This window comes from uncultured Maricaulis sp., from assembly GCF_905480005.1.
In the GTDB taxonomy this organism is placed as follows: Bacteria; Pseudomonadota; Alphaproteobacteria; order Caulobacterales; family Maricaulaceae; genus Maricaulis.
Map to the genome: position 1 here is coordinate 1 of NZ_CAJQOO010000034.1, position 12,745 is coordinate 12,745.

Annotated in this window: 11 protein-coding genes; 5 read left to right on the top strand and 6 right to left on the bottom strand. The window is 63.6% G+C overall.

Annotation, left to right across the window (positions count from 1 at the left end; genetic code table 11):
- Positions 1-672 (top strand): methylmalonyl-CoA mutase family protein (locus QZ266_RS04285; protein ID WP_295691931.1); only part of this gene is annotated, 672 nt, incomplete at its 5' end.
- 66 nt (positions 673-738) lie between these two features.
- On the top strand, positions 739-1,218 hold the full coding sequence (locus QZ266_RS04290; RefSeq protein ID WP_295691933.1) for a hypothetical protein: 480 nt from the start codon (positions 739-741) through the stop codon (positions 1,216-1,218).
- Between the two features lie 6 nt (positions 1,219-1,224).
- Here QZ266_RS04290 and QZ266_RS04295 read toward each other — a convergent pair whose 3' ends face one another.
- From QZ266_RS04295 to QZ266_RS04310, 4 genes are all read right to left on the bottom strand, one after another.
- Complete coding sequence (locus QZ266_RS04295) at positions 1,225-1,593, bottom strand: MmcQ/YjbR family DNA-binding protein (RefSeq protein WP_295691934.1); 369 nt, start codon at positions 1,591-1,593, stop codon at positions 1,225-1,227.
- 6 nt (positions 1,594-1,599) lie between these two features.
- On the bottom strand, positions 1,600-2,211 hold the full coding sequence (locus tag QZ266_RS04300) for a hypothetical protein (protein WP_295691936.1): 612 nt from the start codon (positions 2,209-2,211) through the stop codon (positions 1,600-1,602).
- 3 nt (positions 2,212-2,214) lie between these two features.
- The gene (locus QZ266_RS04305; RefSeq protein ID WP_295691938.1) at positions 2,215-3,264 is read right to left on the bottom strand and encodes a hypothetical protein; all 1,050 of its coding nucleotides are present in this window, start codon (positions 3,262-3,264) and stop codon (positions 2,215-2,217) included.
- 174 nt (positions 3,265-3,438) lie between these two features.
- Entirely contained in the window at positions 3,439-5,958 is a 2,520-nt protein-coding gene (locus tag QZ266_RS04310) for a TonB-dependent receptor (RefSeq protein WP_295691940.1), read from the bottom strand.
- 279 nt (positions 5,959-6,237) lie between these two features.
- On the opposite strand from QZ266_RS04310, the gene QZ266_RS04315 reads away from it, so the two are divergent.
- Positions 6,238-8,292, top strand: coding sequence for a S9 family peptidase (locus QZ266_RS04315; protein ID WP_295691942.1), 2,055 nt, complete (start codon positions 6,238-6,240; stop codon positions 8,290-8,292).
- Complete coding sequence (locus tag QZ266_RS04320; protein ID WP_295691943.1) at positions 8,289-9,221, top strand: carbon-nitrogen hydrolase family protein; 933 nt, start codon at positions 8,289-8,291, stop codon at positions 9,219-9,221. The genes QZ266_RS04315 and QZ266_RS04320 overlap by 4 nt, the downstream gene beginning before the upstream one ends.
- Positions 9,222-9,236: 15 nt before the next feature.
- Here QZ266_RS04320 and QZ266_RS04325 read toward each other — a convergent pair whose 3' ends face one another.
- Positions 9,237-9,866: a glutathione S-transferase family protein gene (locus QZ266_RS04325; protein WP_295691945.1), complete on the bottom strand. Its 630-nt coding sequence runs from the start codon at positions 9,864-9,866 to the stop codon at positions 9,237-9,239.
- A 9-nt stretch (positions 9,867-9,875) separates the two neighbouring features.
- Positions 9,876-11,624 carry an amidase gene (locus QZ266_RS04330; RefSeq protein ID WP_295691946.1) on the bottom strand — a complete coding sequence of 583 codons (1,749 nt, stop codon included), beginning with the start codon at positions 11,622-11,624 and terminating at the stop codon, positions 9,876-9,878.
- Positions 11,625-11,809: 185 nt separating this feature from the next.
- On the opposite strand from QZ266_RS04330, the gene QZ266_RS04335 reads away from it, so the two are divergent.
- Positions 11,810-12,715, top strand: a complete 906-nt coding sequence (locus tag QZ266_RS04335) for a hypothetical protein (RefSeq protein WP_295691947.1) — start codon at positions 11,810-11,812, stop codon at positions 12,713-12,715.
- Positions 12,716-12,745 lie beyond the last annotated feature (30 nt).

Consider the following 12,745-nt stretch of genomic DNA (forward strand, 5'->3'; position numbering starts at 1 on the left):
CGTGATCCCGAGGCTCTCAAGGCCGCGCTGGATGCCTTGACCGAGGCAGCCCGCACCGGCAACGGCAATCTGCTGGCCCTTTCGGTCGATGCGGCACGGGCCAAGGCCACGGTGGGCGAAATCTCTGACGCGATGGAAACCGCCTTCAACCGCCATGTGGCCAAGATCAAGACCGTCAAAGGGGTCTATGGTGAGGTCGCTGGTGATGATGATCGGGTGAAGAAAGCCCGCTCTCTGGCCGAAGCCTTTGAAGCGCGGTTCGGCGAAAAGCCGAAAATCCTGATCGCCAAGCTGGGTCAGGACGGCCATGACCGTGGCCAGAAAGTCGTCGCCTCCGCCTATGCAGACCTTGGCTGGGAGGTTGTCGTCGGCCCGCTCTTCCAGACACCGGAAGAAGCCGCCGCGCTCGCGGTCTCGGAGAAGGTGCACGCCGCTGCGGCCTCCTCGCTGGCCGCTGGCCACCTGACCCTGGTGCCGGAATTGCGCAATGCGCTGTCCGATCAGGGCCGCGAGGACATTCTGGTCATTGTCGGCGGCGTGATCCCGCCGGACGACGAACCCGTCCTGCGCCAGATGGGTGCCGCCGCGGTCTTCCCGCCCGGCACCGTTATCGCCGACAGCGCCCTGGTACTCCTGGAGCGTATGGGGATGGAGCCGGAAGCGGCGGAATGAGCATTCATCGACGCGTCAGGCGGGCTGTGGCAGGGTTCTTCCCGAACCCTGTCCAAGGAGCCCGCCATGCGTCACCTCGTCATTCCGCTCGTCCTTGCGGCCAGCCTGGCCGCCTGCGTCTCCGCACCGACCATTTACGGCCCCGCCAATGGCAGTGATCGCGGCTGGTCGCAGACCCGTATTGAGCAGGACCGGTTCCGGATCCGGTTCGAGGCCGGTTCGGACATGGCGTTTGACGAAGTAGAGCTGATGGCCCTTCGCCGAGCGGCGGAAGTCACGCTCGAACAGGGCGGCGAATGGTTCCTGGTCAGCAGCCGCAATGTCGAGGGCAATGATCGCAATCCGGTCGGCGTGTCGACCGGGGTCGGGATTTCCACGGGCTCTCGCGGATACTCGTCCCGCCGCATCGGGGTCGGACTGAATTTCGACGCCTCGGCCGGAGAGAAATCCGTCTCGCTGGAAATCCTCGTCCGCTCCGGGCCGCGGCCGCAGGATGTTCGCGTCTATGATGCCCGCGAGATTCTCGCCAATGCGGTCGGTGGCTAGCCCGGATCAGGTCTCTGGCAACAGACCGAGTTCACGCTGTTTTTTCTTCGACAATCCCGATGCGATGATGGCGTGCGAGCGCTCGAGATAGGCCTGTAGATCATCATCCGTCAGAACGCCCGGCTCGAAGGACTGGATCCAGGTCATGCCCCGTGATGCGAGATAGGGCGCCGGACGAAGCCCGTCCTGTTCCTTGAGAATCTCAAAGGAAAGTGGCGTCACCTTGAAGGAAATGCCCGCATGGTCACTATCAGACCATCCAGCGACGGCGAAGACCTTGCCGCCGACTTTCCAGACATCCGCCCCGCCCCATTGCACGACATGTGACGTCGCGACCAACTCGCTGCAGAACTGGTTGAAGCGGTCCCGGTCCAAGACGGATCAGCCGGCCAGTGCCTTCGCCTGCCCGACCCAGTCATCACGACGGATACGCCCACGACCATTGATGGCGTCATCCCAGCGGTCGATGTCTGCGTCCGTCCACGCCGCGATCTGGCTGACCGATGTCACATCACCCGCTTTCAGTGCGGCAGCCGCCTTCGGTCCCAAGCCCTTGATGGCGCCCAAATCATCGGATGCCGACACCGTCGCGGCCGGCTTGGATGCTGGCTTGGACGCTGACTTGGATGCTGACTTGGACTCTGGCTTGGCGGCCGGCTTGGCTTTTGACTTCGCAGTCGCCTTTGCCGCTGCGACCGGCTTGTCAGCCGGCATTTCCGGCGTTGGCACCGGGTCCGGCATTGCGATTTCAGGGTGCTCGGCCCGAGCCGGCGTGAGGTCGGACGCGATCGCGACGCTGGTGGCTGCGCTCTCGGCATCGCCCAGGCGACGGGCCAGATTCTCGTTTTCCTGACGCAGGCGGGCATTCTCGGCGATGGCCGCATCGGCCTCGGCGCTGCGCGCGTCACCGGACCAGAGCTGGTATCCGACGAAAACGCCGAATCCGACTGCCAGTAACAGCAAAATGCCCATTTCCCAGATAAGGTAAAACATGCCTCAGCCCTCAAGCGTCGCGATTGCAAATGATATGGCGCTGTTCTGGCTGTCCACCAGCACAACTGAAATACGTGTATCCTCGGTGACGCGACCGTCGACCAGACTGGCCACTTCAGCGATCCGGTCACTATCAAGCTCGGCGTCATCGGACTCACGGCGAATGGACACCGTCATGGCGGCTCCATCCGGACAGGCGGCAAACATGCGCCCGACCCGGCGCAACGCCACCGAAGTAAAGGGGCTGGGCGCAGACCCGGCCCGCTCGAAGCGCAGGGTTTCAGTCCCCTGAGCCGCCAGGATGACCGCCGAACAGGCCGCCACATCCTCGACACGGACAACGGCAGGCGCGCCGGATGGTGTCACAACGCTGGCAGCCCGGAACGGCTCCGGCATGGTGCCAAGTGCCTGGCTGACCGATTGCGCGACCTGCGGATTGGGTGCGTCACCGACAAGGGCACCCTGCTCACCACGCAGCACCGCGGCACCGCGATCGAGCCTCGCCAACTGGCCGAGCAGACGCTTTGCCGCCTCCTCCCAGTCCGGTGATGCGGAACCACCCGGTACCAGCGTCAAATCCGTATCCGCGCCTTGTGGAAAATTGGCCGCCGCATAGCTGGCAATCGCGTCGCGCGCGCCGGCATCGGTCGCATCACCTCGAACCAGGACCCGGCCATTCATCGCGACATCAGCCCGAAAGATGAAGCCTGACTGCAGGCGAGCCTCGAGTGTCTCATCGACGACCCGGGTCACGCCGCCAGCGACCACACCGCCACTCCAGGTGGAAGCCAGGACTGTGGCGAGCGCATCGGCCCGCGCCTCGTCGTCCGGCGCTGCGCCGGTAAGAATCGCCCGCTGACCATCCATCCGGACGCTGGCCCAGTCATGCCCGCGCAGCGTCAGCGCTTCGCGCGCGCCTGCAGCGAGGCGCGATTCGATGGCGCCAACGGAGAACGGCCCGAAGGAAAACAGGATCACGGCCGTGAACAGGACGATTCCGGCCGCCATCAGCAGCGTCTTTTGAATGCGGGGTGTCATCGCGAGGTCGACCATGATTCATCCATAGAGAATGGCCAGTCATCACCGGAAAACGGCAGATTGAAGGCCAACGTCCACTCGGGAAATAACATTAAAGGTCAGGCACCTCCATAGGGCAAGCAGCGCCTGACGATACAAAAAGGGCCGGAGCTTGCGCTCCGGCCCCTCAAGCATCTGGTTGCGATGTGCCTAGTTGCGCACGCGCAGGGTCAAACCATAGGTGCGCGGGGCACCGAGGAAGGCGTTGAACGAGCCCGGCTGGAACGGTCCGTCAAACCCGACCTGGACATACTCTTCGTCCAGCAGGTTGCGGCCCCTCAGCTCGAGCGACCAAGCGTCGTCATCGGCGCTGAGACCCACGCGACCATTGAAGACCGCATAGGCGTCCTGTTGCTTCTCCGGATCGAGATCGGAACCGGTGTTCTGCTCGGACAACCAACGCGCGTCGAGGTGAGCGAGCCAGTTCATGCCGCTGTCCAGCTGACCCGTATAGGAGACCGAGCCAGAGGCATACCATTCCGGAGCCAGCGAGAAGTTCTGGCCGGACAGACGATCAACATCAGCCGTACCGGTCGGCGCGAAATTGTCGTAGCGCGCGTCGGCATAGGTCACACCGCCCTGAAGGGTGAGGCCCGGCATGCTTTCCGGCAGCCACAGGATTTCAGCTTCCGCACCCTGGGTCGACGCACCGTCGATCGAGGTCACGAAGAAGCCGATGCCGTTGAAGGTGTTCAGCTGGTAGGTCTCGAAGTCAGAGCTGAACAGGTAGAGGTTGGCCAGTACGGTGTCATTGAGCCACTCGGTCTTGAAACCGATCTCGACGCTGTCGACGATTTCCGGATCGAAACGGGCCGGATAGCTCGTCGGGTCAGCCAGGACAGACTGGAAATCAACCGCCGAGGAACCGGCCTGCGTGAAGCGGTCCAGGTTGAAGCCGCCAGCCTTGTAGCCGCGCGAGAACGTACCATAGACGAGCAGGTCGTCATTGATGCGGTGCGAGACAGAGAGCAGGCCGGAAATCTCGTTTTCCTCAAGCGACTGCGTGTTGTCGATCTGCGAGTAGACATCACGCGCGAACGGCAGACAGGTGAAGGTACCGAAGGTCACCAGGTCGGCCACAGCGACGCCGGAACCGGTCGAGAAGCCGCCCAGGATTGCCTGGCTGAGCGGGGTCGAGAAGTCCAGGGCATCGCCGAACACGGCTTCCCAGACGTCACAGGCCGGCACCGAGCTGTCCGCAAAGTCGAACGTCGCCGTCTTGTCAGTGCTGGTGTGACGCAGACCGAAGGTGATGTCGGTGTTTTCCAGCACATGCCAGGTGTTGTGCGTGAAGAAGCTGAGGCTCTCGCCCTGCTGGGTGAAGGTATCGCCCAGCGGGTTGCCGCCACCAAGCGGCGTGCCGGAACCCGGTGCGATCCCGCCGAAGCCCGGGATGAAGGTGAAACCGAGACCATTGGCCAGATCGGTGACCAGGGTCGGGCTGCCACCAAGCAGGCCGAGATAGGGTTCAAAGACGGAACCCATCTGGATCGCATCGCCGCGCTCGAGATCTTCGTCCGAATAGTACATGCCGACCATCCAGTCGACGCTTTCACCTTCACCGGAGAAGCGCAGCTCGAAGGTCGTATTGTCGAAATCGAACGTGTTGTTGGACGCGTCACGGAAGACGATATCGGCACCCGTGAAGTCAGTGTCCTGACCGGAACGCAGGGAATAGCTGCGATCCGACACGATTGCGGTCATGTCGAAATTGTCGAATTCCCAGTTCAGCTCACCGCTGAAACCGTGATCGATGATGTTCTGGCCGGTGTCCCGGTTGGACTGGATGACGCGGCTGAACGGATCATCCGCTCCCGGAAGCGGACGCGCACCCGGCACCAGGCCATTGATCGCGAACGCGGTCGGGCCGGAGACCAGGCTCGGCGCACCACAGCAGAACTCTTCGCGCTTGGTGTAATCAGCCGAAAGCAGCAGATTCACGTTATCGGCAAAGTCGACGAGGAATTGCGTGCGCAGGGTATAATAGTCCTGATCGCCATCGCGCGTTTCCGTCCGCGGGCCGCCAAAGGTTTCAACCTGCTGGAAGCCATCGCGCTCGCGATAGGCGCCAAAGACGCGCATCGCCAGGTTATCGTCGATGCCACCGGTGAAGCCACCTGCGATGCCGTAACCTTCTTCTGCGCCGGCAACATAATCCAGCTCGGCGTGGGAGCTGAACTCATACTCAGGACGCTTGGTCACGACGTTGATGATGCCGGCCGAGGTGTTGGCCCCGAACAGCGTACCTTGCGGGCCGCGCAGGACTTCGATGCGCTCCAGCTCACCGAGATCATTGAAGCCGACGCCATTGCGGGCGCGCGGCACACCGTCAATGACGATGCCGACAGATGATTCGAGACCCGGATTGTCACCAACCGTACCGATCCCGCGGATGCGGGCCGTGGTGACGAATTCGTTCGAGGTCGAAGTCACATTGATGCCCGGCGCGATAACGGCCAGGTCTTTCAGGTCGCGAACACCCGCATTCTGAAGCAGTTCCGCGTTATAGGCGGTCACGGCGACCGGGACATCCTGGATGCCCTGTTCGCGCTTCTGGGCAGTCACGGTGATGATGTCGACCGAGCGGGCTTCCTGGGCAAAAGCCGAGGCGCCAGAAATCGCGATTGCCGAAGCAGCCGCGAACAAAAGTGTGCGTTTGGTGGATGACATTCTCTAACTTCCTCCCGTTGGGATGGCGATCATGGCGCCAATCTTTTTTTTGATGCGGCAGATGGGGCTTTGTCCCATCATAAGCGTGCAACTTGATCCAATTGCAGGATTGGGTGAAGCACATTTGCTGCGTCGCCCACACGAAAAACCGCACCCAAGGCTCGAATTGGCGCGCTTTTTGACGCTTTGTTGCCGTCGGGCCACAGCTTTGCCCGGCGAGTGTGACATGAGGGACGAGCGCGCAGTCTTTCGCGCAACGGGGACGGATGGAGAGTGTTTGTGTACAAACCGATAACTGGACTTCTTGCGGGGATCGCCTTTGCTGGCGCAGCATGCGGCCAATCTGACACACCCCTGCGAGCAGAAAGCGTCTTCCAGCTCGAAGCCGTATCGGGACCGCAGATATCGCCGGACGGTTCCACCATCGCTTATGTGCGGCGCACAAACGATGCAGCCCTCGACCAAACCCGTTCGTCGATCTGGCTCATCGAGCCGGATGGCAGCGGCCACCAGCCCCTCACCGAGGCCCGCATTCCGACCGGCATGCCGCGATGGTCTCCCGACAGCCAATACCTCGCCTATACCCGCGCCGACGAGCAGGGCGTCAGCCTGCACACACGCGCGCCAAACGGGGATGACCGCCATGTCACCGACCTGCCCGGCGCGCCTGGCGGTCTGGCTTGGTCGCCGGACGGCCGTCATCTCGCCTATTCGGTCTTCCGGGCACAGCCGGGACTGGCGGCAGCCGCCCTGCCTGCCATCCCGGAAGGTGCCGACCGCGCGCCCTCTGCCGAGGTCGAGAACCGGCTCGTTTTCCGCCTCGACGGCGCCGGCGCCATACCGCCGGGCACGCAGTATTTCTACCTGGTCGAGCTGGAGACCGGCGACGTCAAACCGCTGAGCCAGGACGCACGCGGCGGATCCGGCGATTTTGCCTTCAGCGCGGATGGCCAGTCACTTCTTTTTTCGGCTGATCGTCGCGAACAATTGGGTCAATTGCCGCCGGACAATGAACTGCATCGACTCGACATAGCGACGGGCAGTGTGACCCAGCTGACCGATCGTCGCGGCCCTGATGCCTCCCCGCGTCCGTCCCCGGATGGGCGCTGGATTGCCTATCTCGGCTTTGATGACCGCCGCATGGGCTATCACAATACCGAGCTGTATCTGCGCTCGACCGAGACCGGCGAGACCCGCTCGCTGACCGCATTACTCGACCGGTCTGTGGGTAGTCCGCAATGGGCCGCCGACAGCGCCAGCCTCTATGTCCAGTTCGATGATCGCGGCACGACGCGGGTCGGACGGGTCAATCTCGACGGCGAGCTGAGCATTGTCGCGGACGGACTGATCGGCGCCACATTCGGACGCCCCTATACCGGTGGGTCCTACAGCGTCTCCGATGCCGGCGACATCGCCTTTACGCCGGGCTCGCCGCAACAGCCGGCCGAGCTGGCGATTGTGCACGCCGGTGGCGAGACGGCGCGGCTGACCGATCTCAACAGTGACGTCCTGTCCGATATCGACCTCTCCCCGGCCGAGGCGATCAGCTGGGCCTCGCCCGCCGATGGTCGAGACATCTATGGCTGGGTCCTCTACCCGCCCGATTTCGACCCCGGCCGGACCTGGCCGATGATCCTGGAAATCCATGGCGGCCCCTTCACCGCCTACGGGCCGACCTTCTCCGCTGAGCTCCAGCTCATGGCCGCGGCGGGTTATGTCGTCGTCTATACCAATCCGCGCGGCTCAACGAGCTATGGCTATGATTTCGCCAACCTCATCCATCACGCCTATCCGGGGGAGGATTATGACGACCTGATGGGGGCGGTCGATCACATGCTGGAGCGCGGCTTCATCGATCCCGACCGCCTCTTCGTCACCGGCGGTTCGGGCGGCGGGCTTCTCACCGCCTGGATCATCGGCAATACGGATCGCTTTGCAGCCGCCGCTTCGGTCAAGCCGGTGATCAACTGGTCGAGCTTCGTGCTCTATTCCGACCTGCCGCAATTCTTCTACCGCTACTGGTTCGCCAGCGCCCCCTGGGAAGACCCTGACGAGTATTGGCGCCGGTCTCCGCTGTCCCTGGTCGGCCATGTCTCGACACCGACGCTGATGATGGTCGGCGGCGCCGACCTGCGCACACCACGGGCCGAGACCGAGCAGTATTATTCCGCGCTCCACCTGAACGGTGTGCCGACGCGCCTGGTCATCATTCCGGAGAGCTTCCATGGCATCTCGAACTCGCGGCCCAGCCGTCTTCTGACCAAGGTCGCAGAGATCCTGCGCTGGTTCGAGGAATACGATCCTGGCGCCCGGGAAAACGGAGCGGCGCAGTGAAACAGGTCAAGCTCGCGGCCATCCAGGCCGCGCCCGTCTTCTTTGACCGCAAGGCCTCGACCGAGAAAGCCTGTGCGTTGATTGCCGAGGCTGGCCGGGGCGGTGCGGACCTCGCTGCTTTCGGCGAGACCTGGCTGCCCGGCTATCCCTTTTTCATCGAGGCCCCGTTGAGCGATCTCTGGTGGGAGGCCGCGGCGCTCTATGTCGAACAGGCGGTAAGACTGGACGGCCCGGAAATCGCCGCTCTGTGCCGTGCGGCACGCCAGGCCGGCACCGATGTCGTGATCGGGATTGCCGAGCTGGATCCGGCGACCGAGGGCTCGGTCTATGCCAGCCTTGTCTTCATTTCCCGCGAGGGCGACCTGCTTGGGCGACACCGGAAGCTCAAACCCACCCATCATGAGCGATCAGTATGGGCGGACGGGGATGCGGAAGGGCTGGTGGTTCATGCCCGACCCTTTGGCCGCCTGTCAGGGCTGAATTGCTGGGAGCACAATATTGTCCTGCCCGGCTTCACGCTGATCAGCCAGGGCACGCAATTCCATGTGGCCGCCTGGCCGGGACGCGAACCGGAAACCGCGCCGAACGACCCCGTCTGGTCACGCCAGGTTCTCTTGTCCCGCGCGTTCGCAAGTCAGTCCGGCGCCTATGTGATCGCACCCGCCGGCCTGCGGCTGCACACCCACGTGCCCGACCGCTTCAAGCCGCTCAGCACCATCGAGCATACCGGACAGAGCGTGATCATTGATCCGCGCGGCGAGATCATCGCCGGCCCCGCCGACGGCGAAACCATCCTTTATGCGACCGCCAGTCTCGACGAGATCCGCAAGGCGAAATCGGCGTGTGACCCGGCCGGGCATTACTCCCGGCCGGACTTGTTCGAGCTGCGCCTGAAAGGCGAGACCGTCTATCCGACGCGGCAATCCTGATCCGCCTGAGGCAGATCAGGCCTGGATGCTGGGGCGAGCGCCAACCGCTTCGCGCCAGCGCGCGAGATTCTCGAGGCCTTCAGGCATGGGCAGTTTGATCCAGGCGGTGAAGTCGACGAAAACATAGGCGGCGATGTCGGCGGCCGAGAAGGCGTCACCAGCCAGATAGGCGGCCTCGCCAAGTCGCGCGTCCAGGTCCTGGAGACAGGCAGACGCTCGCGCCCGCCCCCGTTCGACCAGTTCTGGCACCTGGGCGTAGCGATTGGGGCCCGTCACCGAGGAATCCTTGAAGAATTCGGAGCGGTTGCGCAGCGCTTCGGCAACACCCATCAGGCCCTCACCCTCAACCCGCGCAGTCCACTCCGCGACCAGCGCCTTTTCAACGGGCGTGCGGCCAAGCATGGGCGGGTCGGGATAGATTTCCTCGAAATAGCGGGCAATCGAGGCGTTGTCACACAGGACCGTGCCGTCATCGAGCGCCAGCGCCGGTACGGTGCAACGCGGATTGATGGTTCGGTAGGGCTCCTCGAACTGCGCCCTCGTACCGAGATCAACCTGCTCCGTCTCAACGGCAACACCCTTTTCAGCCATCAGGATGCGGGCCCGGCGCGGGCTCGGCGCGGCGTTGTAATCGTAGAATTTCATGGCGAACTCCTAGAGGAAGGCGGGCGGATGATCATCGGCAACAGCAAGGCGGCGTTCCAGCTCGCGCCCCAGCGCGACCAGATTGCCCTCCTCGAACAGCGGCGCCCAGAGGCTGGTCGTCTGGGGCACACGGTGCGGTGTCGCGTTCTCACCAGCCGGATCGCCGAAAATCGAGCGCGTCGGCACCTGGTTATAGCCTGACTTGAAAGCCAGTTGCGGATGGCCGGTATAATTGGTGATGACGAGAAGCGCATTGGCGAAGTTGGGGCCGATCAGCGCGTCCAGCCCCTCCATCACCCCGTCCATCATTTCCATCACTTCGCGGCGGAAACGATCGACATTGATCAGGTCCACCGCCGAGATGAAACGGGCCCGGCGCCAGGTATTCGGCCAGGCCGCCGGGTCCTGCCAGACCAGGCTGTCATCCTCGCCGGACAGGGTGAGATGCTCGAAGGCCGCCGCCGATTCAGCCTCCACGACGGCGAATAATCCGTCATAGGGCAAGGCAGGCAATTCGATCTCGACCAGCTCCACCCCGGCGTCGCGCGCGGCCTGAAGTGCGGCCCGGTCAGCGTCCGTGCCGGCCTCGAACCAGGCTGGATTATAGCCAACACGCATACCGGCGACGGATCGTCCGGCATCGATTTCCAGCCCCACCGCGAGCGAACCGGCATCCGCCCCGTCATACCCGTTCAGCGCGGCAAGGACCGCGCCGGTATCCTCGACGGAGCGGCAAATCGGACCGATCTTGTCGAGCGACCAGCACAGGGCCATCGCTCCATGACGCGAGACGCGTCCAAAACTCGGTCGCAAACCGGTTGTGCCACAGCGATTGGAGGGCGACACAATCGAGCCCAGCGTCTCGGTACCGATCCCGAAGGCAACCAGGCCGGCTGCCGTCGCCGAAGCCGAGCCGGCGCTGGAGCCGGAGGAGCCTTCCTCGGTATTCCAGGGGTTCCGCGTGATGCCGCCAAACCAGCGATCCCCATAGGCGATGGCGCCATTGGTGGTCTTGCCCAGCAGGACAGCCCCCGCCTCGCGCAATTTGACGGTCGCCGTCGCATCAATCTCGGCGACCCGGTCCTGATAGGGCGTGGCGCCCCAGGTCGCTCGGACATCGGCGACGTCGACAATATCCTTCATGCCATAGGGAATGCCGTGCAGCGGCCCACGGTCCTGGCCGGCCGCCAGCTCGCGATCGGCCGCGTCGGCCTGCGCGCGGGCAAGCTCGGGGGTCACCGTCACGAAGCATTCCAGCGTCGCGCCATGCGCCTCGATCCGCTGGAGATAGAGATCGGTCAGGCGGCGGGACGTGATGGCTCCGCTGCGCAGCCATTGTCCCAGCTTCCAGACCGGCGCAAAGGCGATCTGCGCCGGATCAGACGGCAGGGGGCCGGCATCAACGCCGGACGGGACAAGCGCATTGCCCTGATCGCGATAGCTGCGCGACCGCAGGCGCGGGTCGAAGACCGTCGCGGGTGACAATGTGTTGGGTTTGGCGTGCGCCCGCTGGCGGGTCATGCGGTCGATCCAGCCATCGATTTCAGCGACAACCATTTCCCGTTCGGCATCGGTGTAACTGACGTCGAACAGCGATTCGGCACAGTGCAGCGTCTCGGTCGTGACGCCGGGCGCACTCGCCTGCGCGGCAGAGGCGGTCTCCTGCCGCGCCAGGGCGGGGCCTGCTGCACCGGCAGTCACGGCAGCAATTGCGCCGCCTTTCAACACGTCTCTGCGCGATGTCTTGATACCGGACATGAACTCCCCCTTCACGCTGATTTGCCGGAGAAGGTGCGGCGCGGATGACCGGACTTCAATAGCCTGCCCGCCAAATGAGACGCGTTTCCCCTCAAAATTGCCGCAATCCGAGCCATTTCGCTTCACAATTGCAAATTAACCATGGTGTCAGAGCCAATCCGGCTTGGTCGAAATAGGGGGAGGCCATGCCCTTAGATCAAAATGTTATCGAAGCCGATCTGGAATTGCGTCCGGATCTCGCCGAGTTCCGCGAAACGCGGTCACCCGCTGCGCTTATCCAGCTGGGTCGCGCCCGAGCCATCGCTCGCGCCCGCCGTGAAGACTTGCTGAAATTCCGTCGCACCTGGGGTGGTGCGGTCGAGGATACGGCCGGTACAGACAAGCCGGCTGTCAAGCCGATCGACCGGGCTGCCATCTATCCCAGCTCGCACATCCTGCACTTCTCGGTGCTGGCGACCCTTGTCCTGTTTGAAGGCCTGGCCAATGCCTACTTCTTCTCCACGGGCTCGGACCTCGGTCTGCTCGGTGGCTGGCTGCAGGCGATCACCGTCTCTTTCACCAATGTCATCGCCGCCTTCTTCCTGGTCGGTTTCATTGGTCTTCGTCACATGTCCAACCGCAACCGCCCGATCATTTCCGGTCTGGCAGCCGCGGGCGTGGCAGTCGGAATCGCCTTTCTCATTCTGCTCAATCTGACCGCGGCCCATTTCCGCGACCTGCTCGAGCTGAACGCGGCCACGCTGGCACTCGGCGGCGCAGAGATGACCGGGACCGTGCTGACCCCGGTCGTCGAAGCGCGGAGCAATCCGTTCGGTCTGCAGACGCTGGAAGCCCTGCTGCTCTTCATTCTGGGCACGACCTTCGCCGCCATCGCAGTCTTCAAGGGCCGCACTTTCGACGATGCCATCCCGGGCTATGGCGGTGTTACCCGTCGCCTGGAAGCGGCTTCGCGCGACCTGGAAAAGGCATTGGAGGCGGGCTGGAAAGATGCCCGCAAGCTCTCCCAGCCGGAACTGGAAGAACTGGTCGAGGCAAAAAATCTGCTCGATGAGATCTGTCAGGACTTGGCCGGTCCGAGCGAGCGCCGCTAAGGTGCGCCGCGCGGGCCGGGCTGGCCCGCG

Coding starts and splice junctions, on each gene's coding strand:
- QZ266_RS04310 (WP_295691940.1), bottom strand. CDS start 5,958: ATGTCATCCACCAAACGCACACTTTTGTTCGCGGCTGCTTCGGCAATC.
- QZ266_RS04290 (WP_295691933.1), top strand. CDS start 739: ATGCGTCACCTCGTCATTCCGCTCGTCCTTGCGGCCAGCCTGGCCGCC.
- QZ266_RS04305 (WP_295691938.1), bottom strand. CDS start 3,264: ATGGTCGACCTCGCGATGACACCCCGCATTCAAAAGACGCTGCTGATG.
- QZ266_RS04325 (WP_295691945.1), bottom strand. CDS start 9,866: ATGAAATTCTACGATTACAACGCCGCGCCGAGCCCGCGCCGGGCCCGC.
- QZ266_RS04300 (WP_295691936.1), bottom strand. CDS start 2,211: ATGTTTTACCTTATCTGGGAAATGGGCATTTTGCTGTTACTGGCAGTC.
- QZ266_RS04335 (WP_295691947.1), top strand. CDS start 11,810: ATGCCCTTAGATCAAAATGTTATCGAAGCCGATCTGGAATTGCGTCCG.
- QZ266_RS04330 (WP_295691946.1), bottom strand. CDS start 11,624: ATGTCCGGTATCAAGACATCGCGCAGAGACGTGTTGAAAGGCGGCGCA.